Below are 24,756 nucleotides of genomic sequence, written 5' to 3'. Positions count from 1 at the left end.
GGCGGCGCCTGATAAGGAGGAATCCTATGGGTTGCTTCATGCTCCAAATTGGGCTTAAGAGACATTTTGTGTGTATAAATCTATCTGGTTTCCTGGGATGACCTCGGACAACAACCAGATATGGTTTTCAAAACAGTTCCATTCGCCCGTTTCGAGAAACCAACACCAAATGACGTCTGGTGTGTGGTATGAAGTCTGCGGGTAGCGCAGGGACCCCAGCGAGATCGAGTGCTCTAGGGGGGGTGGTTTACAAGTAGTCCGCGAATCGGTCGGGGTAAGCCACGGCTAGTTGGTTGATGGCTTGTTTCCACCCGGTGGCTTTCGCTCCTTCAATATAGCCGTTGCACTCAATGTCGCGCTTTGCTTTCTTCGCCCGCTGGGCGGCACGCTTGTTCGATGTTGCAGATCATCAGCCACAGCGTCTTTAGTGCGGCAGTATCGTTCGGGAATTGGCCCCTGTTGCGGGTAGCTTTACGCAGTTCAGCATTCAGCGACTCGATTGAATTGGTGGTGTAGAGCACCCGGCGTGCCGCCGGCGGAAACTGCAGAAACGGCACGAACCGCTCCCAAGCGTCGCGCCAGACTTTGACCGACTGCGGGTATTTCCGGCCCAGTTCACTGGCTTCGAACGCATCCAAGGCGGCACGGGCGGTGTCCTCGTTAGCGGCTGTGTAGACCTCACGCAGCGCCCGGGAGACACCTTTGCGGTCCTGATACGACACCCACCGGTTCGTAGCCCGAATCAGGTGCACAATGCAGGTCTGCACTATGGAATTCGGCCAGGTTGCCTCCACGGCTTCCGGCAAGCCTTTGAGCCCGTCGCAGCACACAATGAACACGTCCTGGACACCGCGGTTGGCCAGATCCGCGCACACCGATGCCCAGAATGCAGCGCCTTCATTGTCGGCGATCCACAATCCCAGGATGTGCTTGATGCCGTCCATGTCGACACCAACCGCCATATAGCAGGCTTTGTTGACCACGCGGTGGCCGTCACGGATTTTCACGCGTAGCGTGTCGAGGAAGATCACCGGGTAAAACTCGTCGAGCTGGCGGTTTTGTCAGATCATGACCTCGTCTAACACCGCATCGGTAATGGTGCTGATCGTATCCGGGCTCATATCCACCCCAAGGGTGGTCGCGAGGTGATGCTGGATATCGCGCACTGTCATCCCGCCGGCGTAGAGCGAGACGATCATGTCGTCGAGTTCTGTCAGCCGACGTGCGCCCTTGGGCACCATCCGGGGAGTAAACGTGCCGGCACGGTCCCTGGGCACGGTCACTTCCACCGCGCCGTAGCCAGAATTGACGGTCTTGGTGTACGACCTGTTGCGGTGATTGCTCTCCTGCGCGGTTTCCACCTGGGCTTTGGCTTTGCGGTCGGAATGGCTATAGCCCAAATGCGCATCCATCTCTGCCTTAAGACCAGCGTTGATCGATGCCTGCAACAAGCCTTTGACCAGCTCGCTTGCATCATCAGCGGAGGTCGACAGCTCGCTGATCAGGCTGGCGAGCTCAGGATTTTCCATCAGCTTCTCGCTGATCTCGTTGACCCTCGCCGGGTCATGGTTTTCTTCGGTGACACCGTAGTCATTATCGGTGAAACTCCCTCTCAATCAGAGCCTCACACACAAACTTCCTGACACCCTTCAGGAATGACAGGCGAGGAGCAATCCGCGGGGACGGATAAGGCCACAGCGCGTTCAAATGTCTCACATGAGTGCAACGGTGAGGGGTGTAGAGAACGCACGGTGGGCGGTTGCGAATAAGTGACCACGCTGGCAGCCAAGAGGTACGAGCGATGAAAGATCAGCTCGAGCATTAGCGAACGTACTGACGTCGCTTTATTAGGTGTACTGACCGGGTACGTTGCGGGCACGCCGGTTCGGCGCACCGCCACAGCCGCTTGCGCCACACCAGCAGCACCGGCCGCCCCGCCGAGGGGATGTCACGCACCAGATGCTCACGCCGGCCGTGGGCCACCGCGACCACCCCGCACCGCGGGCACCCGGTCACCGACTCGGAGGTCTCCACCAACAGCTCCAGCTCACCGCCGTACTCACCGACGGCAAGCACCACCAACCCCGAGATGCCGAGCATCGCAGCGGACAGGACGGTAGCCTCAACACTCACCTGGGACTCCTCTCGATCCGTTGCTTGGTCGCTACGAATCGTGGAGTCCCAGGCCCGTCTTCACCAGCCCAACCCGGTCAGCGCGTCGCAACCCGGCTACCACGCTTGGTGAGGAAAAGCTGCTAACATGGTTCGGCGACGGCCCGGGCACGTCCTTGTTCCTAACCGTCGTGCGCTGGGGTCCGCGTGGACCGCTCGGCCAGCGTCCATCCAGTCAGGAGGAAGTCAGCAAATGTTCGACGACAACGGCTCATTCCTACTCGCCATGTTCGAGTTCTTCATCTTCTTCGCATGGTTCATGTCCCTGTGGTGGATCTTCGGAGATCTCTTCCGCAGCAAGGACCTCGGCGGCTTCGCGAAGGCGCTGTGGGTGGTGTTCATCGTCGCGCTGCCGTTCATCGGAATGCTCGCGTACCTGCTTGTTCGAGGTCGGGGGATGACCGACCGCGCGGTCGAGGCGCGCCAGGAGCTCCAGCAGCGGCAGGATGAGTACATCAAGTCCGTCGCCGGCGGCTCCGCCGGATCGAGCCCGACCGATGAGATCGCCTCGGCGAAGGCCCTTCTCGACTCGGGAGCGATTACCCAGCAGGAGTTCGACCAGATCAAGGCAAGGGCGCTCTCCTCGGTCTGACCCTAGTCCGCTCCCTCGCCAGCCGCAGCGTCGCGGTCCGAGGGCGGCCATCCGGCGCGGCCTAGGTATTCGCCAAGTGTGCGGCTTGCGCGCGCGAGCAGGCGCATACCGGGCAGAGGGTGTCCGATTGTTTGTGTGCGGGGGTGTTCCTATATAGGTTGTCAACCTAGCGGGTGGAGAAATTGGGGGCGGATTCTCTCTGCGGGGTTGTTTGGTCGTGTTGTTTTCGGGCATGGCTGCTAGCCGACTGGGATTTTACCCGGTCGGCTATCTTTACTCTTAGTGTCTAGGCTGCTAGGTCTTCCTGTGATGGTGCGGGATCGTGGTAGTGCTTGTGGTTGCGCATCATGGCGTAGAGGACGTTGAGCCGTCTGCGGGCTAGTGCTACTACTGCGGCGTTGTGTCTCTTGCCTTCACGGCGCTTTCGTTCATAGAATTGCCGGGAACGCTCATGGAATCTGATGGATGCAAAAGATGATTGCCATAGGGCGTTCTTTAATTTTTTATTGCCAGCTCGGTTCAGTGAGTTCGACATGATCGAGGTCCCGGACTGGTTTGTCCGAGGTGATAAGCCAGCGTAAGAGGCTAGGTGCCCAGCTGTCGGGAAGTCGGTCATGTCGCCCGCGGTCATGAGAATTTGTGCTGCCGTCTTTGGTCCGATTCCTGGCATGGATAACAGGATTTGAGTGTGGGGGATGTCGTTGATGAGCTCGATGACTTCCTGCTCGATTTGTGTGCGGTGCTCGAGCTTTAAAAGCGCGTCCTTCGCCGACATTGCTACGCCCATTTCGGCATAGTGTGCACCAGCAATGGCAACTGTTTGCTCAGAGATGGCAGCGAAAATGGCATCGAGGACAGGTTCAGGATTGCGTGCCTTATAGCGTCGAGCGAAGGCAGTTGCCTTGGCCTTTCCGAGGCGTTTTATCTTGGTCGGTCCGCCGTAGCGTGCAAGTAGGTGCAGAACCCACTTGCGGTGAATTATCTGACCGCGAAGGGCCTGTTCGAATTGCGGGTAGCAGCCTACTAGTGCACTTCGAATCTGATTGATGAGCCTGGTGTAGGAGCGCGCTAAATCTTCGTCGATACCGTTGAGGACCTTCAACTGGAGGAAGGCTTCTTCGACGCGGTCGACGCTGCGGAGGGATTCCGGAAGGTTCTTTGCAGCGTGGGCGATGATATAGGCGTCCCGGATATCAGTTTTGGCATTGCCAGCGTGGATGCGCGAGAGTTGACGCATAGCCAAACCGGGAAGGTAGCGCACGTCGATCCCGAGTTCTTGAGCAACCGCGACAGTTAGTCGACCAATGTTATTGGGCTGGTCCACGACGACAAGGACCTTGTGGTCGTGTGCGCTGAACGCTGAAAACAGTGCGCGCAGGGATTTTTCGTTTTGGTTGATGCGCTTAGATAGCACCTGGGTGCCGTCGATATCTAAGACGCAAGCGTGGTGAAAGTATTTACCGACGTCCATGCCGATGACATAGTCGTAGGTCATGCCAGACCTCCTAGCGAATTGAATGAGTATGGGACTTATTTCATCGCTGGTGGTCGGACATACTTCACGCTGGCATCCACATTACTTTGAGACCTCGCACATTCTGTGCGGGTCAGGTTCCTATTAGCAGTCTGGAGTATGCCACTGCCTTCGGCGGCATCACCCCCCGGATCATTTTCAGACAGGGACGAAAACAAGCCATACCGAAGGCAGCGACTAGTTCCACTGCCCCAAGGCAGAAGGAACGCAGACAAACATAACCTGCCCCAGCATGGGGCTAGGAGTACGAATCCTGAGTTCCTTCAAGCGGAACTGCCAACAACGTAATGGGACTAGAACCAGCCGCCTGTGCGTTGGGCGGTCGCATATAGCCAGGGGGACGAGCAAAGCCCTTGACGTGCACAATTCTGGTCGCATAGAGGTATCGGGGGTTCCGGTCGACCTCATTGCGTCGACCAACCCAGGTCAGCGGTGATTTGGATGATTTTGGGGCTATTTTGCCGATTTTGCGCTGACCTGCGTTGGTAAACCGGAGTAGGTCGACGGGAAGAGGTCGACGGGCCGAAAGAATTCGATACCGGCATTGATCATCAGTGGAACCCAGCTTAGGCGTGAGAAGAGGGTGGGCTGGACGCGGCTAGTTACACACAAAATGTCCCTTAAGCCTCGATACCGGCATTGATCATCAGTGGAACCCCAGCTTAGGCGTGAGAAAAGGGTGGGCTGGACGCAGCTAAACACACACAAAATGTCCCTTAAGCCCCAAATTGAGAGACACAGAAAAACTAAAGAGAAAGGGATGCGAAGATGGAAATTCAATCTTCGCATCCCGTGGGTGTGGTTACTTGCGCTAACCGTTGGATTCACCCGCGCTTCTGAAGCAGTTTGGCCGCTCCTTCAGAATGCTCTCATGTAGTGTGTCCCTCGCCACCCTCCAGGTCCTCAAACACCCTGGAGGGTGGTTCTATTTTGCAACACAACAACACATCACAACACCATGTTTTGTGTTGTACTCATTGTCCCCCTGACATGTCCCCCTGTCAACCGAAACCCCTCAATGCTCTGTCCCTTCTCGGCTCGCACCGATACTCTTTGAAAAAGTTCCCGCGCGCGCTCGGGAACCATTTTGGATTTCGAGCCCACTCCGGTCGACCGACGCTGCCGTTTCCCCAGTTCGCGACGCCTGTCCATGAAGATCGTTCCCCGCATCACGGTTCTCGCGGGAACTTTTTCGACGGGCGGGGGCGGTAAGCCGAGCGGCAGGCGGGGCCGTAGGGGCTACACACCCCGGTACCCTGGCTGGTATGTATTCGATGGAGCAGATGCGTTCAGGCCAGTGGTTCCTCCCCGGCGGCGAGGAGGCCGACGCCCAACACGCCCGGACGTGGGAGTTGATGCGCCAGGTCAACGCCTTGGGCAACACCGATCAGCCGCGGGCGGAGGAGCTGTTGCGGCAGGTGTTTTCCAACAGTGCGCACGTGCCGGGCCTGTTCGCGCCGCTGCATGTGGAGTTCGGGCTGAACACTCGGTTCGGCAAGGGGTGCTTCATGAACTTCAACTGCGTCATCCTCGATATTGCGGAGGTGACCATCGGGGACGGGTCGATGTTCGGGCCAGGCTGTCAGCTGATTACGGTGGGCCACCCGGTTGAGGACGCGGTAAGGCGGGCTGAGGGGTGGGAGATCGCGAAGCCGGTTCGGATTGGGAAGGACTGCTGGTTCGGGGCGGGTGCGATGGTGATGCCGGGTGTGACGGTGGGCGATCGTTGCGTGGTGGCTGCGGGCACGGTGGTGACGAAGGACGTGCCAGATGACTGTTTGGTGGCGGGGGTGCCGGGCGTCGTGAAGCGGAGGTTTGGCAAGGATGCCTGAGCACGCGTTTGACCTGGGGCGGATTGGGGAGGGGCTGCCCGTCGCGAAGGTGATTGGGGAGCTGCCGCGCACCGGGCCGCTGGTGGTGGAGGCGCCGCCTGGGACGGGTAAGACGACGCTGGTGCCGCCGGCGGTGGCAAATGTGTGTGGGAAGACGCTGGTGACGGCGCCGCGGCGTGTGGCAGTGCGTTCGGCGGCGAAGCGGCTGGCGGACCTGGATGGGTCGCGGCTTGGGCAGCGGGTGGGCTACTCCATTCGTGGTGAGCATCGGGATGGTTCGCTGGTGGAGTTTGTGACGCCGGGTGTGCTGCTGAACCGCCTGTTGCAGGACCCTGGCCTGGAGGGCGTCAACGCGGTGATCATCGACGAGGTGCACGAGCGTGGCCTGGACACCGACCTGGTGCTGGCCATGTGCATGGAGACTGCCCTGCTGCGCGATGACCTGTACCTGTGCGCGATGTCGGCGACGCTGGACGCGCGCCGCTTCGCCGACCACATGGGCGCCGAAGTGCTGTCCACGGAGGCGGCGACCTACCCCGTCGAGGTCACATATGCGCCGCACGCTGGGCGGATGCAGGGTTCGCGCGAGTTCTACCGGCATGTGGCCGCCCTCGCGGAGGCGCCGGAGCGCACCCTGGTGTTCGTGCCGGGGGTGCGGGAGGTGGAGCTCGTCGCCAGCTTTCTTGACGACGCCACTCCGCTCCACGGCCGCTTGTCCTCCGCGGAGCAGGACGCCGCGCTCTACGGGGATGCTGCGGTGGTGGTGTCGACGAACGTTGCGGAGTCCTCGGTGACGGTGCCGGGTGTGCGCCGCGTCGTGGATGCCGGGCTTGCCCGGGTGCCGCGGCGGGATGCCCGCGGGATGACGGGCTTGGTGACGGTCTCTGCGGCGAAAAGCAGTGCGGACCAGCGGGCGGGCCGCGCGGGCCGCCTGGGGCCTGGCACGGTGGTGCGGGCCTACTCGGAGGCAGACTACCAGCACTTTCAGCCGGATGTGGCCCCGGAGATTGCGACGAGTGACCTCACGCAGGCGGCGCTGCAGTTGGCGGCGTGGGCGTCGCCAGACTTGCCGCTGCTGGACCCTCCCCCGGCGCACCACTTGGCCGCTGCGCAGGAGACGCTGCGGCTCATCGGCGCGCTGGACGATCAGCACCGCATCACCGCCCTCGGCGAGAAGCTGGTGCGCATGCCGGTGGACCCACGCCTGGGCGCGGCGTTGGTGAAGTTCGGCTCGGGCGCTGCGGACACGGTGGCCAAACTCGCCGACCAGCCCGCGAAACGCCTGGCCAGGCTGGTGCACAAGTCTGCCCCGGTGCCACCGGGCGACGTGATCGCGGCGGCGTACCCCCAGTGGGTGGCCAAGCGCGACGGTAATGAGTACCTGCTTGCTTCAGGAACGAGGGCGCGGCTGGACGTGCCGATCGGCGCCCCGGAGTGGATCGCGGCCGCAGAGGTGCAGCGCACGGCGCGGGGTGCGGTGATCCGCGCGGCGGAACCGCTCGCGATGCCGGAGGAGCGCGTCGAGGAGCACGTACGCGCCTCGCTCGTGGACGGGAAAGTGCGCGCACGCAGGGTCAAAGCCATCGGTGCCATCGAGCTGAGCGCCACCCCGATCCGCCCCGAACCCCACGAGGTGGAAGAGGCACTGCGCGACATCAGCTTCGAGGATTTCACGCTTGATAGCGCCGCCCTGGCGCTTAAGCAGCGCCTCGATTTCCTGCACGCCACCATCGGCGAGCCGTGGCCGGACGTGACCAAGGGCGACTACTCGCTGGAGGTGGCGCAGTTGGCCAGGGGGGCGTCGATAAGAGGGCTGGACATGCGGCAGGCGCTGATGCGGCAACTGCCGTGGCCGGAGGCATCAAAGCTCGACGAGCTGGCGCCGACGCGCATCGCGCAAGGCAAACTCGACTACTCGACGGGCCGCCCCGTCGTGCGGCTGAAGCTGCAGCTGGCGTTCGGGCTGGCGGACTCGCCAGTGATTGGCGGGCAGCGGGTGCTGTTCCACCTGCTCTCCCCCGCGGGGCGCGAGCTGGCGGTCACGGACGACCTGCGCAGTTTTTGGAACGGGCCCTACCAGGACGTGCGTAAGGAGATGCGCGGGCGCTACCCGAAGCACCCGTGGCCGGAGGACCCGTGGACGGCGACGCCTACTGCTCGAACGAAGCGCACGCTGAATAAATGATGCCGCCGCCGACAAGGCCAGCGACCGTCAGCACCGACGCGATGCCGAGGTCCGCATTGCGGCGGTTGTACTGGCGCGGCTTGAGCTGAATGTTCACCGGCTTCGCCAGGTTCGTAATCTGCAGGTTAATGCTGTCCTGCACCGCAACGATTGGTAGCCCCATTTGGGTGGCAAAGCCGAGCGGGATCAGTGCCAGCAGCGGAATGCCCACTGCCAAGGAAGTCTTGGAACACTTCGGCGTGATCTGCTCAAAACCGAGCGGCTTCAGGAAGTCCGGTGCCACGCCTTCATCCGTTCCCGGGTTCGCCACAGTGACTCGGACCGGGATGATTTCCGTGGATTCGTCGCCGTAGTGGGCAACGACTGGCCACTGGTAATCGCCAGGATCGACGCCGACAGATGGCGTCAGCTCGATGGAGCCATCGGCTTCAGAAAGGTGCGCCCAGCTGGGGATACTCGTGCCGCTGTACCAGGCTTGGCCCCTCGGCAGCGGTGGGGGTAGTGTTTCCGTACTACCGATAGTTACGGTTGTAACGGGGTAATTGCCCTGCACGATCGCCTGTCCGTGCGCAGTTTCTACCGCCACGGCGTGTGGGGAGGTGCAGGCAAGCATGACTGCACACGCAGCAGCTGTAATCCGGCCACGCATGACCGACCTCCTTCGACGCTTCACGGCTCTCATCATAAGGTAACTTATTCTCCATGACTAATGCCCAATCACACACGGTGACCATGTGGACGCTGGTGTCGCTCATTATCGGCTCCACCATTGGCTCCGGCATCTTCGCCTTGCCGCAAAATATTGGCTCCGTGGCGAGCCCCGGCGCAATGCTCATCGGCTGGGTCATAGCCGGTGTGGGCATGCTCTCCATCGCGTTCGTGTTCCAGATCCTGGCGCGGCGCAAACCGCACCTGGACTCGGGCGTGTACTCCTATGTACGCGCTGGCCTGGGCGACTTCATCGGGTTCACCTCTGGACTGGGCTACTGGTTGGGTTCCGTGATGGCACAGGTGGGCTACGCCACCCTGTTCTTCTCCACGGTGGCCTACTACTTCGCCCCGCTGAATAATCGGTGGGGGCTGGCTGTGGCGGTATCCGTGATGACGTGGGGCATCTTCATCATGCTGACCCGCGGCGTGAAGCAGGCTGCCGTGATGAACGTGGTCACCACGGTGGCCAAGCTGGTGCCGATCCTCTGCTTCATCGTCCTGGTCGCCTTCCTCGGCTTCTCCTGGGACAAGTTCACCTTGGACTTCTGGGGCGAGGGCTCGGCCATCCCGTTCTCGCAGCAGCTGCAGGGCATCATGCTCTACACCGTGTGGGTCTTCATCGGCATTGAGGGCGCCTCCGTGTACTCCAAGCAGGCGAAAACTCGCAAGGACGTGGGCCGCGCGACCATCATCGGCTTCCTGTCGGTGCTGTTGCTGCTGGTCTTAGTGTCCACGCTCTCCTACGGCGTGCTCACCCAGGAGGAGCTGGCGGCGCTGCCGGAGAACTCGATGGGTGCCGTGCTTGAGGCGGTCGTCGGCCCGTGGGGCGGCGTGTTCATCTCAATCGGCCTGTGTCTGTCGGTGCTGGGCGCGTACGTATCCTGGCAGATGCTGTGTGCCGAGCCGATCGTGCTCATGGCGAACGACGGCCTGCTGCCGCAGTCGCTCGGCGTGGCCAACAAAGCGGGCTCCCCGTTCCGCGCGCAGCTGATCTCCACCGTGGTGATCCAGCTGTTCGTGATCATCTTCTTCGCCAACGAGACGTCCTATAACGCGATGGTGCAGCTGGCGACCATCATGTACCTGCTGCCGTACATCTTCTCCTCGCTGTACCTCATCCTGCTCGCGGTGCGCGGCAAGGGGCTTAACCACCCGAACGCGGGCGTGCGTTTCGACGACTCCGGTCCGGAGGTCAGCCGCAGCGACAACCAGCGCCACCTCATCGTCGGCGCGGTCGGTTTCGTGTACTCAATGTGGCTGATCTACGCCGCCGACCCGGTCTACGTGCTCTTCGGCGCGCTCGCCGTGGTCCCGGGCATCATCCCGTACGTGTGGACGCGCATCGCGAACAAGGAGCGCCTCTTCAACAGCTTCGAGTGGGTTGTGGTGGCGATCGTGATCGCGGGCGCTATCGCAGCCGTGGTCGGCCTGGCCAACGGCTCTCTGCAGCTCTAGTCAGCTCTCAGCAGCTCTAATCGTTTCGGCGGTCCGGGTCCACAGCTAGCTGTGGCCACAGGACCGTCGCGGTGTTTTCGGCGTGCCGCTCGGCGGAGGCCTCACTGAACGCCTGGCGCATAACAATGCCGCCGAGCAGCATGCCCACGAAGGCGTACGGGTTGATGTTCGGGTTATACAGGCCCTCGTCCATCCCCTTGCGGATCCCCTCCACCATCCGTTCGAGGATTTCGGTTTCAAGGCGCAGACGCCACTGCGACACGAAAGGCTCTGCGCTGGCGATGATGGAGCCGATCAGCCTCACGCCCAGCGTCTCGTCGAGGTAGCGCTGCAGGTCAATCATGTATTTTACGAACTCTGCGCGCGTGGTGGGGAGGTAGATCGGGATCTGGAGCGCGATTGAGTCCAGCGCCGCGGTGATCATCTCGCGGCGGTCAGCGTAGCGGCGGTAGATCGTCGTCTTTGCGACACCACAATCCGCCACAACCTCGTCGATCGTTACAGAGTGCAATCCGCGATCGCGGGCGATGCTGAGCACCGACGCGAAAATCTTCTGCTCGGTTGCTGCCCTACGGGCCGGCCTAAGAATCTTCTGCTGCTTTTCCACGCCGCCATTATTGCACGAATTCTTGCCACCCAAGCCGCGCGCATAGAACAACTACGAGCGTCAATAAGGCGATTCGGACCAACTTGGACCCGCCCTGCAGCACGGTGCGCGCGCCGAGCTGCGCGCCGATGACGTTCGCGATCGCGAGCGCGATTGCCAGCGACCAGTCCACGTAGCCCCCGGCGATGAACACTCCGAGCGCGCCGATGTTCGTCGCGGTGTTGACCACCTTCGCCATCGCCGCGGACTCGAGGAAGGTTTGAGAGAACACGGCGGTAAACGCCATGATGAGGAACATGCCGGTGCCGGGGCCGAAGACGCCGTCGTAACCACCGACGAGCAGGGCCACCGCGACGCCGAGCGCCACCCGGCGCGGCGTGATGATGCGGTTGCCCTCCGACCCAAACGAGGGCTTGCACACGACGAAGATGCCCACTGCCAGCAGTAACACAATGATGAGTGGGCGTATCACGGAGTCGCTGACGATCGCGACGGCCAGCGCACCGCCCGCGGAGGCGCACATCGCGGCGAGCGCGAAGCCCCACGTACAGCGCGGAACCCCGACCTTGCGCACCATGGTGACCGCGGCGGAGGAGGTGCCGGTGAACGCCGCGAACTTATTCGTCGCCAGGACAGCGGCGGCAGGCATGCCGGTGGTGGACATCAGCACAGGGATGAGCACCAGGCCACCGCCGCCGATGACGGCGTCAATCCAGCCGGCGGTCAGTGATGCAATCAGCAGGGCGACAATCATGCACTAAAGAGTAATATCAACAGCCATGCTTCGTTGGTGTGTGGTCGTCCCGGTGTCAATCGCGCTCGGTTGGGCCTTCAGCGCGCTGCACCTTCCGGCCGCGTGGATCCTGGGGGCAATCGTCGCATCGGGCGCGGTGGCGCTGCGCAGCGGGCGCGACCTTCCCATCAACGAGCTCCTGTTCACGTGCACCCGCGGCGTGATCGGCGTACTGGCGGCACTGCCGCTGGTGGGTATCCCCCCGAAGACGCTGTTGCCGTTCCTGCTGCCTGGCCTGCTGGCTGCGGCGAGCATGATCGGGTTAGCTTACGTGGGCGGCGCGGTGCTCGCGCGCAAGGGAATCTCGCAGGAAACCGGCGTGTTGTCGCTGCTCGCGGGCGGTGCTTCGCTCATGCCGGTCATCGCGAAGGAGATTGGTGCCGACGTCCGCTACGTCGCTCTGACGCAGTACCTGCGCCTGCTCGTCGTGTCGATGACGCTGCCGGTGGTGGCGGGGCTGCTCACTACCAAGCACGCCTCCGCCACGGAGCATCTGGAGCCCTACTGGTGGATGTGGTTGCTGGTGCCGGCGCTGGTGGCGGTTGGGCAGCCGATCGCGAAGGTGCTGCACATCCCGAACCCGTCGATTTTCGGCCCGATGATCGTCACCGCGGTGGTCGGCTCCTTCATGGACGTGGTCATCGTTCCGCCGGAGCCGCTGAACATCGCGGCGTTCTTGTGCATTGGCTGGGCGTGCGGCGGCGGCCTATCCGTACCTGCCCTGAAGCAGTTCTCCCGCCTGCTGCCGATCACGATCGTCTACATCGCCGCCCTCATGGCGGCCTGCGCCGGACTGGGCTGGCTGCTGGCGCTGTGGCTGAACATCAGCTTCTACGAGGGCTACCTGGCCACCACGCCAGGCGCACTCGAGACGGTGCTGGCACTCACCGCGGAGGGCGGGGTGGGCCCGGCGGTCGTGGCGGTCCAGCTGATCCGCCTGATCTGCATCCTGCTGTTCGCGGGTTACCTGCCGAAGTTGGTCAACTGGCAGAATCGCAAACGCAACGGCTAGCAGGCTAATCGTGGTGGTTGAGCACCTCGTGGGCCAGCATGTCCATCGGCATTGATCCGAGTTGGAGCGCCTTGTCGTGGAACTGGCGCAGCGTCATGCCCTGCTCCAGGGCGCTGTCGCGCAGTGAGCACCAGTCGCGGTAGCCGATGGCGTAGCTCGGCGCCTGGCCCGGCCAGCCCAGGTAGCGGTCCAGCTCGAAAGCGATGTGGGACTCCGGCATAGCGGAGTTGTCGCGCAGGAACGCCTTGGCGTAGGCAGCATCCCACACGCCGGTGCCGTCCGGGGTGGCCTTCTTGAGGTGGACGCCGATGTCGATCATGACGCGGGCGAGGCGGAGCCGGCGGGCGTCGAGAAGCCCCATGCGGAAGCCTGGGTCGTCGAAGTGGCCGTGCTCCCCCATGAGCTCCTCGGCGTAGAGCGCCCAGCCCTCGCCGTGTGCGGAGTTCCAGCACGCGGTGCGACGCCACAGGTTGAGGTCGTTGCGCTGCATGAGCGCGGTGCCGATCTGCAGGTGGTGGCCCGGGATACCCTCGTGGAAGACGGTGGTGAGCTCCTGCCAGGTGTGGAACACCTCCTGGCCCTCCGGCACTGACCACCACATGGTGCCGGGGCGGATCAGGTCGTCGGACGGCGGGGTGTAGAAGATGCCGCCGGAACCGGCGTGGTCAATCGCGCACTCTACCTTGTGCAGGCCCTCCGGGATGGTGACGTCAACGCCGTCGAGGTCCCGCATGACCTGCTCGTTGACGGAGTTCATCCACTCCAGCAGGGCGTCGGTGCCGCGCAGGGTGTAGCGCTCCTCCTCGTTGAGACGCTTGTACGCACCCAGGATGGTGGCGTCCGGGCCGTAGAGCTTCTGCGCGAGCGCGCGCTGCTCAGCGACGGTTTCCTTCAGCTGCTCCTTGGCCCAGGTGTAGGCCTCGTCGAGGTTGATGCCGCGGCCCAAGAAGAACTCGGAGAAGAGTTCGTAGCGGTCGCGGCCGACGGCGTCGTCGTGGCGGCCGTGTGGCGCGAGCTCGGTGGACAGCCAGGTGGCCATCTCGTCGAATGCAGCCTTCGCCTTTTCGACGACGGCCGAGTCCTCCGGCAGACCCAGCTGGTCGAAGACGCTGTCGTCGTCGGTGAGGTCGCCGCACTGCTTGATCACGGCTTCGATCTGGCGGTACGCAGGCACATTGCCTGCCGACGCCGCCTCCGAAAGCGACGCGCGATAGCCCGCGAGCGCCGCCGGCACCTTGGACAGGCGCGCCTCAATGTGTTCGAAGTCCTCCTTGCTCACCTTCGGCATCAGCGCGAAGGAGTCGCGGATGGTCTGCACCGGCGAATCGATGTTGTTGAGCTGGCGCAGGTCCTCGCCCTGGTGGTGCAGCTCCAACTTGAATGCCATCCGGTCGCGCAGCAGCGAAGCGGTGAGATTGTCGACGTCGTCGAAGTCGTCTTCGTCGTCGGAGGCGTCCGTGGAGTCGTTGAGCGCGTCGACGTCGGCGACGACGTCACGGATGCGGTCGGCGACTTCGCCGTAGTACTCGGGGCTGAAGTCCTGCAGGTCGCAGTCGTGGCCTTCGAGGCCGATCTCCGTTGCCAGGGTAGGGATCAGCTCGGCGAGGTCGTAGAGAAAGTCTTCGCAGGTGGCGTCGAGTAGCGAAGGCTCGCGTTCTGACTGGGATGCGTGCTCCTCAAGTAAAGGATTGGTCATGGGTAGGCAGTGTAACCGAGGGACACGCTGAATGTGCACCTCTACACCCCATACAAACCGCATTGTCTACCGAGACGGCCCACTCTAGCTCGATAACTGGACAAAGCGGTCTACTACCGGTACATATATTCACATGCCTGCGACACGGACAGCGTTCCATCACCCAACAACCCCCGCCGCCAAGTGCCTGCACCTCATTCGCCTGCAGGAACAGTGCGTGCGACGAGACCTGATCGCAGCCACCGGCCTCTCGCAGCCCACCATCACCCGCGCCGTCACCGCGCTGGCAAACTCCGGCTACATCGTGGAACGCGGCGACCTGTCCGAGTCCACCGGCCGGGGCAGGCCCACCATGCCGCTCGAGCTCGGGGAACCGAACTCGCTGTACGCCGGGGTGGCCGTCGGCACCTTGAGCACCTACATCGCGCTGTTCGACCTCAAGGGGCGCACCCTGCGCAGCATCGATGTGGACATCCCCGTCGCACACATGAGTCCGGATGACTTCGTGCAGCACATCATGGCCGGGCTACACCGCCTCAGCGCCGGGATGGGCCGCCCGCTCGCAACCGTCGGCGTGACTACCTCGGGCACCGTCAACGAGGACGGCGAGGTCACCGCGGCAAACCTCGGCTGGCACGGGGTGCCGATCCGCCAGCAGATGCGGGAGCAGTTCGGCGTGCCCGTCGAGGTCGTCTCCATCAGCCAGGCGATCGTCGGCTCGGAGATGCAGTCGAGCCTGGACATCGACACCCCGCCGGTGATGGCGCTGTTCGCCGATGACTCGCTGGCCTGCGCAATGTCCACCCCGACCGGCGTGATGGCCATCGACGTCGCCAGCGATCACCTGACCACACAGGGGCTCCTCAACGCCATCGGACAGTCGGCAGTACAGTCACTGCAGGAGGTCGTCGCGCTCGCGGAGCAGCAGCCGGCCACGCGCCAGGCGCTCGACCAGCGCGCACGCGGCCTCGGCTCACTCGTGGCCACGCTTGCCGACGCCCACACCCCCAGCACCGTCGTCGTCGCCGGCAGCGCCTTCATCGACGACCCGCAGGCGCCCGCCACGTTCGCGCGCACGGTGGTCAGCGAGGCCGAGCGCGCCCCGAAGCTGCGCATGATCCCTTCGCACCGCGAGATCGTGCGGGACATCGCGCGCGCGGTTGCACTGGATAAAGTGCTACGTGAACCGCTCTGTCTAGTTTAGATTTGACGCGTTTCTAGAGGATAGGTGTAGAATTTAGCTTCGTTTAATACCGATTAGTCTATAAATCTACACCTGGAGAACTTCATGCACCTTCCAAAGTGGTTGACCGGGTTCGGCGCCCAAGTGATCGCCGGCCTGATCATCGGCCTCATCCTCGGGCTCATCGCCGCGGCCAACGATATCACCTGGCTCAGCGAGACGCTCAGCTGGGTCGGCAGCGCCTATGTGCAGCTGCTGAAGCTACTCATCCCGCCACTCGTGTTCACCGCGGTGGTCACCTCTATCGCGAACCTGCGCAAGGTCACCAACGCCGCGCGCCTTGCCTGGCAGACCCTGCTGTGGTTCGCCATCACCGCGTTCTTCTCGGTGATCATCGGCATCATCGTCGGCACCGTCATGCAGCCCGGCGCGAACTCGTCTGTCGACGCCTCCTCCGCCGCCGAACCAAGCGGCTCCGGCTCCTGGCTCGGCTTCCTGAACACCGTCATCCCGTCGAACTTCTTCGGGCTTGGTGTCAAGGTCTCGGAGACGAGCGCCTCGGTGAACTTCAACGTGCTGCAGATCCTGGTGATCTCTCTGCTCATCGGCGTGGCCGCCATCAAGGCGGGCAAGGCCGCGGAGCCGTTCCTGCAGTTCTCCGCCTCTTTCCTGGAGGTCATCCAGGTGGTGCTGTGGTGGATCATCCGCCTTGCCCCAATCGGTTCGGCGGCGCTCATCGGTAAGGCCGTGGCCACCTACGGCTGGGAGGCTCTGGGCAACCTCGGCCAGTTCGTGCTGGCCATCTACGTGGGCCTCGCGCTCGTGATCTTCGTGCTGTACCCGGCGGTACTGGCCGTCAATAAGGTGCCGGTCGGTGGCTTCTTCCGCCGCGTGTGGCCGGTGACCACCCTCGGCTTCGTCACCCGCTCCTCCATGGGCGTGATGCCGGTGAACCAGCGCACCGTCGAGGAGTCGATGGGCGTGCCGCGCGAGTACGCAGCCTTCGCAATGCCGCTCGGCGCGACCACGAAGATGGACGGCTGCGCCTCCATCTACCCGGCGATCGCGGCCCTGTTCGTCGCGCAGTTCTACGGCCTCGACCTGGGCGCGACGGACTACTTGCTCATCGTGATCGTGGCCGTGCTCGGCTCCGCGGCGACCGCGGGCACCACCGGCGCCACCGTCATGCTCACGCTGACGCTGTCCACCCTGGGCCTTCCGCTGGCTGGCGTGGGCCTGCTGCTGGCCATCGAGCCGATCATCGACATGGGACGTACCGCCGTCAACGTCACCGGCCAGGCCGTCGTCGCCGCCATCGTGGCGAAGCGCGAAGGCATCCTGGACGAAAAAATCTGGGACGCCGCAGAAGACGGCGCCCCAGCTCCCCAGCGAGGATAGCGATGCTACTGCTCGTCCGCTGCCCCACCACTGGTGGCGCGCAGCGCGCCGATCACGAGATTTAATGCCGCGCGAACGTTTTCTACGCGTTGCGCGGTTTCTTCATGCTCGCGGTCGCGCAGCATGCCGTCGATCAGGATGTCCTGTGTTCCGGCAGCCATGAAGCGGGCCGTGTCGCGCAGCGTTTCCTCCGTCAGAGCAATTTCTTCGCCTGACTCGATCTGGGTGTAGATCTTCTTCAGGTAGGCGTCCGCCAGAATGTTGCAGATCTTGTCGTTGAGATGGCCGTGCACCGAGGAGTTGATCAGATGCTTGACCGCCTTGTCGTAGCGCTCGAGGTGCTTCACCAGCCGCACCACCTGGTCCGGGTACGTTTCGTCGATCACGATGTCATTGACGAAAGACTCGTAGGCAGGGAGGCAAATGTCGCACCCCGCAGCCAGGATGAGCGCGTCCTTGTCGTGAAAGTGCTCGTAGCAGGCCTGGCGGCTGACCTGCGCGTACTTCACAATCTGGGACAACGAAAGCTCATCCACCCGGTAATGGAGCAGCAGTTCCTTCGTTGCGTTCAGTAACGCCGTGCGCGTACGAACCGCGCGCGGGTCCATACTAAGTTCACGTGGTGTCATGAATGCAGGATACCTCACTGAGGCAAGCTCATTGCCCTACCGAACACTCCGAACACGCTCATTGCGCGTTTGACGGCTTCCTCGTAATTCTCGGACTCAGTCGCCGACTTCATAAAGATCGAAAACGCGCCGGAGCACAGGTAAGAAGCCACGTCGGCAGCTTCCTCGTCGGTCATCGGGACGACCTCGGCGCGCATCGCCGTCACCATGTCGTGCAGCATTGGCATCTCGGGCGTTGTAAAGCAAGCCATCAGCGTGGCGTGGGCCGGGCCGTTAATCACGTGGCTCAAGAGGCAACGAACCTCGGCGAGCTGCGAGAACAGCGCCTCCAGCGCAGGAGGCATCTCGCCGGTCTTCTTATACGTCTCGATGTAATCGTTCACCGCCGGGGCCAGCGCGCGCTGGATTGCTGCCTTGACGGCGGCGTCGCGGTCCTTGAAGTGCTCGTAGAAAACCTGGCGGCTCATCCCTGCCGCGTTCACAATCTGGGACACCGTGATGTCCTCAACCCGGTGCTCATTCAACAACTCGGTAGTTGTCTTGATGATCGCGTTCCGCGTTTTCACAGCGCGGGGGTCCTGGCTGAGTTCTCTTCGAGCCATACGACACCAACTCCTCTCTGGATGCCCACAAAAGCACCTAATATGCCAGACATGAACCTACATAGCGCAACAGTGGATCTCTTACGAACCCTTATCCAAAATACGTGTGTCAACGACCTTACCCCAACTTCGGGGGGAGAATACCGCAACGCGGCCACGCTCGAATCGTTTTTCGACGGCGCTCCCGTGCGCATCCAAAAGTATGAACCCACAGATGGGAGGGTGTCTATCGCGTTTACCATCGAGGGTACCGACCCCTCCGCGGAGCCCCTCACGCTGCTCGGCCACACGGACGTAGTGCCCGTCGATAAGGAGCAGTGGACGCACGACCCCTTCGGCGCCGAAATTATCGACGGCCGACTCTACGGCCGCGGCGCCACCGACATGCTGTACATCACCGCCGCGATGGCCGCCGCCACCCGCGACGTGGCCCTGAGCGGCAAACGCCCGCGCGGCACACTGACTTTCGTGGGCGTGGCGGACGAGGAGGCGCGCGGCGGGCTCGGCGCCGGCTACCTCTCGCAGCTCGACCCGGAGCCGTTCAGCTGGAAGAACTGCCTCTCCGAGGAGGGCGGCTCCCACCTGCCGGTGCGCGACGGCTCGGACGCGATCGTCGTGGTGATTGGTGAGAAGGGCGCGGCCCAGCGCCGCCTCGTGGTGCGCGGGGACGCCGGCCACGGCTCCGCCCCGCACAACCGCGACATGGCCGTCACCAAGATTGGTGAGGTTGCTCGCCGTATCGCGTCGGTGCAGCCCTCCGTGACCACCGAGCAGCCGTGGCCGGACTACATCCGCGCCTGGAAATTCGACCCCGAGACCGAGGCCGCCCTGCTGCGCGGCGAAGGCTACGAGGCGCTCGGCGACCTGGCGCGCTACTCGCACGCCATGAGCCACCTGAGCATCGCACCGACGGTGCTGCGCGCGGGCGAGGCCATCAACGTACTGCCGTCCATGGCCTACATGGAGCTGGACATCCGCCCGCTGCCCGGCCAGAGCCAGGAGTGCATCGACGAGCAGCTGCGCACGGCGCTCGGCGACCTGGCCAGCGAGGTGGAGATCCAGCACCTCATCACCGAGGACGCCACCATCTCCCCCACCGACTCGCCGCTCTATCAGGCGATCTGCGAGACCTACGCCGAGTTCTTCCCCGACGCCGTGGTGGTCCCAACTATCGCCGCCGGCGGCTCGGACCTGCGCTTCGCGCGCCGCAAGGGCGGGGTGGGCTACGGATTTGCGATGCACGCCCGTGACCGTCACCTGGGTCAGGTGCTGGATTTGCTGCATGGCCACGACGAATACGTGGATATCGAGGACGTTCACCTCACCGTGGACGCCTACCGCAGCCTGATTCGGCGCTTCCTCGACGCCTAACCGGGTGTGACAGATGGGGCTGATGTGACATACTGGCGGCTATGAAAATTCGCACAGCTGCACTCACCGCACTCATGGCCGCCACCGTTTCTACCGGCGTGGCCTCCGCTGACGCCATCGACGACGCCCTGGCAAAGCTTCCCGCAGGCCAGATCTCCTGCGATCAGGCATCCCGCTACTGGACCAACGACGCCGACTTCAACGCCAAGAAGCGCCAGGCCCAGACCATCGCAGCCTTCGACCGCCGCGGCCCGCAGATCCAGGCCGCGCTCGGCCGCGTGGAGGAAGCCGCCAACCGCTGCGGCCTGCGCGGCACCACGGGCGCGCCTGCAAATAAGCAGCAGCCTGCCCAGCAGAACGCGCAGCCAGCGCAGCCTGCCCAGCAGAATGCCCAGCCGGCCCCCGCACCCGCACCGCAGGGCACACCTGTGATCACGCTGGCACCCGCCAACGTGCCCACCTTCGACATGCCGGTCGCGGGCGCGGTCACGCTGCGCCTGCCGGACCTGTCCGTCATTGCCCGGGAGCTGCTGGCCAAGTACGCACCGGGTTCCTCCCTGCCGTTCTAGGCCGTTCTAGCGGTTAGACAGCAGACCACTCGTAGCAGGTCTCGCCCCCGGACGTGATGCGCACGCCCGGCGCGGGGTCGAGCCAGGCGGTCACCGTCGCGCGCTCCGAACCGGATTCGAGCGCCACGGTGATCGCCTCATTTGTTTTGTCGGTTACCTCAAGGGTGGCGGTTTCGAGCCAGCGGTGGCGGCGTCGAAAAGCGATGAGCTTCTTGTGCTCCTCGAAGATCCACTGACCCAGGCTCGAAAGCTCTGCGGGGCTGGCTGGCAGCGGTGGGCGCACCGGGTCGTCGGCGGCGAACCCCTCCCCGCGCAGGCCCTCGAAGCCCTGCTCATCGCCGTAGTAGATGCTGGGCATGCCGGGCAGCGCCATGAGCAGCGCCGTGGCCACGAGCGCGCCATCCTGCCCCACTTTCGAAGCGATCCGGTCCACGTCGTGGTTGCCGACGAACGTGTTCGGCACCATGTGCTCGCACAGGTCACGGTGACGGCCCAGCGCGTGGTCAAGTTCCCAGAAGTTCACGTCCTTGATGGAGGACCACAGGGCCTTCCACAGCTCGTACTGAGTGACGGTGTCCAAGGTGCCCGCCGCGGCGATCTCGGCGTAGTCGCCGTGGATGACCTCGCCAAGGAAGAGCGCGTCCGGGAAGCGCTCGCGCACGCGCGCCAGCACGGTGCGCCAGAACTCCGGCGGCACCGAGTACGCCACGTCCAGGCGCCAGCCCGTGATACCGCGCTCGAGCCAGTAGCACATGACGTCGGTGACCAGGTCCGCCACGCGCGGGTCCTCGTGGTGGAGGGTGGCCAGCTCACCATGGCCCTCCCAGTCCGTGTCGCCGGCCAGGCCCTGCGCGACCAGCGGGTGGGTGCGCGCGACGTGGTTGAACACGCCGTCGAGCATCACGTGGATGCCGCGCTCACGGCAGGCGGCCATCAGGTGGTCGAAGTCCTCGTTGGTGCCCAGGCGCGGGTCGATCTGGAAGTGGTCCAGCGTGTCATAGCCGTGGGACACCGATTTGAAGATCGGGCCGAGCAGCAGCCCGTTGCAGCCGAGCTCGATCAGGTAGTCCAACCAGGGCTCGAGCTGCCGCAGGCGCGGCGCTTCGTCGTGCTCCTCGCGGATCGGTGCGCCCGTGGCGCCCAGCGGGTAGACGTGCCACCAGATAATGTCTGACGTGGACAAGTTCCTCACACTTTCTATTGAGCAAAGCTCAGTACTGTAGGGTGGTGTCCATGACACAACCACGACGGAGGCTCAGCGTCGAGCAACGCCAGGAAGAGATCCTCGCCGCTGCCACGGACATCTTCTCCACCACACCTTACGTGGAAGTCTCCACCCAGGACATCGCCGACGCCTGCGGTGTGTCCCAAGGCCTCCTCTTCCACTACTTCGACTCCAAGGCAGGGCTCTACACCGCCTTCCTCAAAGCACACTCCCAACCGCTTTTCGACGACCACCTCGACCCCAACACCGACACCCCCGAAGCCCTCCGCAGCACCCTGGAGCGCTACCTCAACCACATCGCCAAGCACCCGTTCGTGTGGCTCGCCGGTCGCCGTGGCGGCGCCGAACCCACCGAAGCCATCAACTTGCGCATTGAGATGCGCGACGCCTCCGTCGAAACGCTCTGCACCCTGCTAGGACGCCACGACGAGCACACCGAACGCGCCGCCTCCGGAATGCTCGGCTTCCTCGACGCCGTCTGCATCGACTGGGTCGACGAAGGCTGCCCCACCACCGACCGCGACGACATCATCGACACCGCCATCGGCGCACTCACGGGGGCACTCGCCGCTACACAGAAGTAGTAGTTCGAGAGGTCTATCCCCTAAACTTTGCGCATGCACAAGTTGACCTCCGGCGCCCTCGTCGTCGCCCTCACCGGCACCGCCGTCACCGTCCCCGCCACCATCAACCCCACCGCCCACTACGCCGAAGCGCAAGGCCTCCTCGGCCTCGGCGGGCAGGCGTTGCAGGGGCTCGTCGAAAAGGGCGAAGCCAAAGTCGCCGAACTCGAATCCCAACTGTGGAAAGCCGAGCTGGCACTCAAAGGCGCGCAGGCGCTCATGGAAATGAAGCGCTGGGGCGTCGTCCTCGCCATCGGCGAAGAAAACAAGAAAGCCAAACAAGCCGAATACGACCAGCAGAAACTACTCGTCGACTCTGCCGATCTCCTCGTACGCACCACCAAAACCTCCCTCGACGCCGCGCGCAAAACACTCGCCGTCACCAAAAAGCAGCTCGAGGACTTCAACGGCAAAGACCCCTCCGCCTACGAAGACGCCCCCGAAGCCGACACCAAACCCGTCGCACTGCCCACCAACCTGCGCGAAGCACTCGAGGGCATCACCGCGCAGCAGGAGGCCGTCGCCAAGCGCCAAGCACTTTTCGACGAAGCCGACTCCGCCTACACCAAACGCAAAAAAGAAGTCGATTCCAGCTGGTTCAGCTGGCTCGCCCCCTCCAACACCAAGGAGCTCGAGGGCCTGAAGAACCGTCGCGACGCCCGCAAGGCCAAACTCGACCTCGAACAGGCACGCCTGGACAACATCACCCGCTCCATCGAACTCTTCGAAGCCGTCGAAGCGGAAACCCCTTCACATGAAGGCCACGGCGCCGACCGCTACGACGCCACCACACCCACCAACATCGACGACGCTTCCCGCCAGCTCGAGTTCGCCAACAGCACCCTCGAAGCCGCCACCCACCGCAAGGCCAACATCGAAGCCAACCTCGCCGCACTCACCGGATGGCAAGAGCGCAACCCATTCACCGGCTTCTGGCACAACGCCGACAAGTGGACCCTCGAACGCGCCCTCCGCGCCGTGGACAACGAAATCACCGACGCCACCAAACGCATCGCCGACAAAGCCGCCGCGCTGGAGGAACTGAAGAACGCGCCCGCGGAGACAGAGGCTTCTGAGACCGAGGCTGCCGAGCCTTCTGCAACGGTAGAGCCTTCTGCGGCTGCCGAGCCGACCGAGGAGTCCGCCCCGCGGACACCGGAACCGTCGGAATCTGAAGCAGCTCCGGAACCGTCGGAATCCGAAGCTCATGCTGAGCCCGAATCCCCCGAGACTTCTTCGGAGGAGTCCGCGGCAACCTCAACACCAGCGACAACGTCTACTTCAGCTCCGGAAGAGTCCGCCCCGCGGACACCCGAAGCTTCCGAAAGCGTTGAACCTGCAGACACTTCCGCCGAACCCGAAGATCAAATCGATATCGACGAGCTCACCCACAACCTCGACGAGGCAAAGAAACTCGAGCAGGACATGCTCGATCTGCAGAAGCTGCTGCAGCAGTACATCAACAAGCCTGAAGCCGAGACAACCAAGCCGTCCGAGTCGCCCCAGGATGAGGCATCCGAGGCTGAAGCACCCGAGGCTGAGGTCTCACCAACGACCGTGACCGAGGTGTCCGCGGCAACCACAGCACCAGCAACAACGGCTGCCCCAACCTCGGAGGTGTCCGCCGCGCGAACAACGCAAACGACTGAACCGAGCGCTGAGGATTCCGCCGCGCGGACAACCGAGGAGACAGCACCCACTGCTGACAGTTCCGCCGCGCGGACAACCCCGACCGAGATTCCTTCGAGTGAGCAGTCCGCCGCGCGGACAACTACTTCGGCAAAGCTGTCCACGGTAGCCGTGGCCCCTGCAACCTCGTCCGAGGTGTCCGCCGCGCGGACAACTGAAGCCGCAGAGCCAACGATCGAAGTGTCCGCGGCAACCTCAACACCAGCGACAACGTCTGTTCCAACTTCGGAAGTGTCCGCCGCGCGGACAACCGAAACGACAGAACCGGCTACCGAGGATTTCGCCGCGCGGACAACCACTTCGGCAAAGCTGTCCACGATAGCCGTGGCCCCTACAACTTCGTCGGAGGTGTCCGCCGCGCGGACAACCGAAGCCGCAAAGCCAACCACCGAGGTGTCCGCGGCAACCTCAACACCAGCGACAACGTCCACCCCAACCTCGGAGGTGTCCGCCGCGCGGACAACCGAGGAGACAGAACCGACCGCTGAGGATTCCGCCCCGCGGACAACCGAAGCCGCAAAGCCAACCACCGAGGTGTCCGCGGCAACCTCAACACCTGCGACGAGGCCGGGAAGTTCCGCGCCGCGGACAACTAGCCAGGCGCCGGAAACTACGCAGCAGGCCAAACCAACGCAGCAGACGGAAGGGGCTGCGAGTGGGGCGGAGGGGTCGTCGGCAAGTAGTTGGCTGTGGCTGATCCTGCCGCTGCTGCTGGCGCTTGGGTTCGGCGGTGCGGCGTACGCGGACCTGATTCCGGGCGTGCGGCTGCCGAGGATGTAGCGCGCGCACCAGATTCCTTGTTTTTCCCTAGGTGGCAGGCTGGTTGTGGGCCAAAACCCGAAGGAGGTCCGCACCCATGTCCCCGCACGATATTCCCC

General features: G+C 63.5%; 20 protein-coding genes and 1 pseudogene. 11 read left to right on the top strand and 10 right to left on the bottom strand.

Going from position 1 to position 24,756, the window contains the following annotated elements; genetic code table 11:
- Positions 1–247 precede the first annotated feature (247 nt).
- Together KBX14_RS08565 and KBX14_RS08560 are read right to left on the bottom strand one after the other, a co-directional pair.
- Positions 248–1,594 (bottom strand): annotated as a pseudogene (locus tag KBX14_RS08565) (IS256 family transposase).
- 227 nt (positions 1,595–1,821) lie between these two features.
- Positions 1,822–2,133 (bottom strand): transposase family protein, encoded by a 312-nt coding sequence (locus KBX14_RS08560; RefSeq protein ID WP_070363309.1) that lies wholly within the window; start codon positions 2,131–2,133, stop codon positions 1,822–1,824.
- A gap of 232 nt (positions 2,134–2,365) precedes the next feature.
- On the opposite strand from KBX14_RS08560, the gene KBX14_RS08555 reads away from it, so the two are divergent.
- On the top strand, positions 2,366–2,764 hold the full coding sequence (locus tag KBX14_RS08555; RefSeq protein ID WP_042410142.1) for an SHOCT domain-containing protein: 399 nt from the start codon (positions 2,366–2,368) through the stop codon (positions 2,762–2,764).
- A 286-nt stretch (positions 2,765–3,050) separates the two neighbouring features.
- Here the strand turns inward: KBX14_RS08555 and KBX14_RS08550 are convergent, their stop codons facing one another.
- A complete protein-coding gene (locus KBX14_RS08550; protein WP_005297392.1) occupies positions 3,051–4,259 on the bottom strand; it encodes an IS110 family transposase in 1,209 nt (402 codons plus the stop codon).
- 1,304 nt (positions 4,260–5,563) lie between these two features.
- Between KBX14_RS08550 and KBX14_RS08545 the strand changes: the two genes are divergently transcribed.
- Both KBX14_RS08545 and KBX14_RS08540 read left to right on the top strand, forming a co-directional pair.
- On the top strand, positions 5,564–6,130 hold the full coding sequence (locus KBX14_RS08545) for a sugar O-acetyltransferase (protein ID WP_256042324.1): 567 nt from the start codon (positions 5,564–5,566) through the stop codon (positions 6,128–6,130).
- On the top strand, positions 6,123–8,315 hold the full coding sequence (locus KBX14_RS08540) for an ATP-dependent RNA helicase (protein WP_256042323.1): 2,193 nt from the start codon (positions 6,123–6,125) through the stop codon (positions 8,313–8,315). Before KBX14_RS08545 ends, KBX14_RS08540 begins: the two co-directional genes overlap by 8 nt.
- Here KBX14_RS08540 and KBX14_RS08535 read toward each other — a convergent pair.
- Positions 8,281–8,964, bottom strand: coding sequence for a Rib/alpha-like domain-containing protein (locus tag KBX14_RS08535; protein WP_256042322.1), 684 nt, complete (start codon positions 8,962–8,964; stop codon positions 8,281–8,283). The genes KBX14_RS08540 and KBX14_RS08535 overlap by 35 nt on opposite strands.
- Positions 8,965–9,017: 53 nt before the next feature.
- Here KBX14_RS08535 and KBX14_RS08530 point away from each other — a divergent pair, with 53 nt between their 5' ends.
- The gene (locus KBX14_RS08530) at positions 9,018–10,481 is read left to right on the top strand and encodes a basic amino acid/polyamine antiporter (protein WP_256042321.1); all 1,464 of its coding nucleotides are present in this window, start codon (positions 9,018–9,020) and stop codon (positions 10,479–10,481) included.
- Positions 10,482–10,497: 16 nt separating this feature from the next.
- Here KBX14_RS08530 and KBX14_RS08525 read toward each other — a convergent pair whose 3' ends face one another.
- Positions 10,498–11,088 (bottom strand): TetR/AcrR family transcriptional regulator, encoded by a 591-nt coding sequence (locus KBX14_RS08525; RefSeq protein WP_168156206.1) that lies wholly within the window; start codon positions 11,086–11,088, stop codon positions 10,498–10,500.
- 7 nt (positions 11,089–11,095) lie between these two features.
- Positions 11,096–11,842, bottom strand: coding sequence for a TSUP family transporter (locus tag KBX14_RS08520; RefSeq protein ID WP_256042320.1), 747 nt, complete (start codon positions 11,840–11,842; stop codon positions 11,096–11,098).
- 25 nt (positions 11,843–11,867) lie between these two features.
- Here KBX14_RS08520 and KBX14_RS08515 point away from each other — a divergent pair, with 25 nt between their 5' ends.
- Positions 11,868–12,893, top strand: coding sequence for an AbrB family transcriptional regulator (locus KBX14_RS08515; RefSeq protein ID WP_070363315.1), 1,026 nt, complete (start codon positions 11,868–11,870; stop codon positions 12,891–12,893).
- A 4-nt stretch (positions 12,894–12,897) separates the two neighbouring features.
- Here KBX14_RS08515 and KBX14_RS08510 read toward each other — a convergent pair whose 3' ends face one another.
- Positions 12,898–14,589, bottom strand: coding sequence for a DUF885 domain-containing protein (locus tag KBX14_RS08510; RefSeq protein ID WP_256042319.1), 1,692 nt, complete (start codon positions 14,587–14,589; stop codon positions 12,898–12,900).
- Between the two features lie 133 nt (positions 14,590–14,722).
- Here KBX14_RS08510 and KBX14_RS08505 point away from each other — a divergent pair, with 133 nt between their 5' ends.
- On the top strand, positions 14,723–15,793 hold the full coding sequence (locus tag KBX14_RS08505) for an ROK family transcriptional regulator (protein WP_256042318.1): 1,071 nt from the start codon (positions 14,723–14,725) through the stop codon (positions 15,791–15,793).
- An 84-nt stretch (positions 15,794–15,877) separates the two neighbouring features.
- Positions 15,878–17,170 (top strand): dicarboxylate/amino acid:cation symporter, encoded by a 1,293-nt coding sequence (locus KBX14_RS08500; RefSeq protein WP_256042317.1) that lies wholly within the window; start codon positions 15,878–15,880, stop codon positions 17,168–17,170.
- A 5-nt stretch (positions 17,171–17,175) separates the two neighbouring features.
- Here the strand turns inward: KBX14_RS08500 and KBX14_RS08495 are convergent, their stop codons facing one another.
- On the bottom strand, positions 17,176–17,799 hold the full coding sequence (locus KBX14_RS08495) for a TetR/AcrR family transcriptional regulator (RefSeq protein WP_256042316.1): 624 nt from the start codon (positions 17,797–17,799) through the stop codon (positions 17,176–17,178).
- A 14-nt stretch (positions 17,800–17,813) separates the two neighbouring features.
- Positions 17,814–18,401 carry a TetR/AcrR family transcriptional regulator gene (locus tag KBX14_RS08490; RefSeq protein ID WP_070479015.1) on the bottom strand — a complete coding sequence of 196 codons (588 nt, stop codon included), beginning with the start codon at positions 18,399–18,401 and terminating at the stop codon, positions 17,814–17,816.
- A 51-nt stretch (positions 18,402–18,452) separates the two neighbouring features.
- On the opposite strand from KBX14_RS08490, the gene KBX14_RS08485 reads away from it, so the two are divergent.
- On the top strand, positions 18,453–19,772 hold the full coding sequence (locus KBX14_RS08485; protein ID WP_256042315.1) for a M20/M25/M40 family metallo-hydrolase: 1,320 nt from the start codon (positions 18,453–18,455) through the stop codon (positions 19,770–19,772).
- A 41-nt stretch (positions 19,773–19,813) separates the two neighbouring features.
- Positions 19,814–20,341 carry a hypothetical protein gene (locus tag KBX14_RS08480; protein WP_070363321.1) on the top strand — a complete coding sequence of 176 codons (528 nt, stop codon included), beginning with the start codon at positions 19,814–19,816 and terminating at the stop codon, positions 20,339–20,341.
- Between the two features lie 13 nt (positions 20,342–20,354).
- On the opposite strand, the gene KBX14_RS08475 is transcribed toward KBX14_RS08480, so the two are convergent.
- Positions 20,355–21,524, bottom strand: a complete 1,170-nt coding sequence (locus KBX14_RS08475; RefSeq protein ID WP_070363322.1) for an alpha-amylase family protein — start codon at positions 21,522–21,524, stop codon at positions 20,355–20,357.
- A 50-nt stretch (positions 21,525–21,574) separates the two neighbouring features.
- Here KBX14_RS08475 and KBX14_RS08470 point away from each other — a divergent pair, with 50 nt between their 5' ends.
- The gene (locus tag KBX14_RS08470) at positions 21,575–22,150 is read left to right on the top strand and encodes a TetR/AcrR family transcriptional regulator (RefSeq protein WP_256042314.1); all 576 of its coding nucleotides are present in this window, start codon (positions 21,575–21,577) and stop codon (positions 22,148–22,150) included.
- 33 nt (positions 22,151–22,183) lie between these two features.
- Positions 22,184–24,658 (top strand): hypothetical protein, encoded by a 2,475-nt coding sequence (locus KBX14_RS08465; RefSeq protein WP_256042313.1) that lies wholly within the window; start codon positions 22,184–22,186, stop codon positions 24,656–24,658.
- The last annotated feature ends 98 nt before the right edge of the window (positions 24,659–24,756 follow it).

This window comes from Corynebacterium sp. CCUG 61414 (assembly GCF_024453945.1).
GTDB classification, from domain to species: Bacteria; Actinomycetota; Actinomycetes; order Mycobacteriales; family Mycobacteriaceae; genus Corynebacterium; species Corynebacterium pseudogenitalium.
Note: the sequence above shows the minus strand (reverse complement) of the source record. Positions and strands in the feature narration are given on the sequence as shown.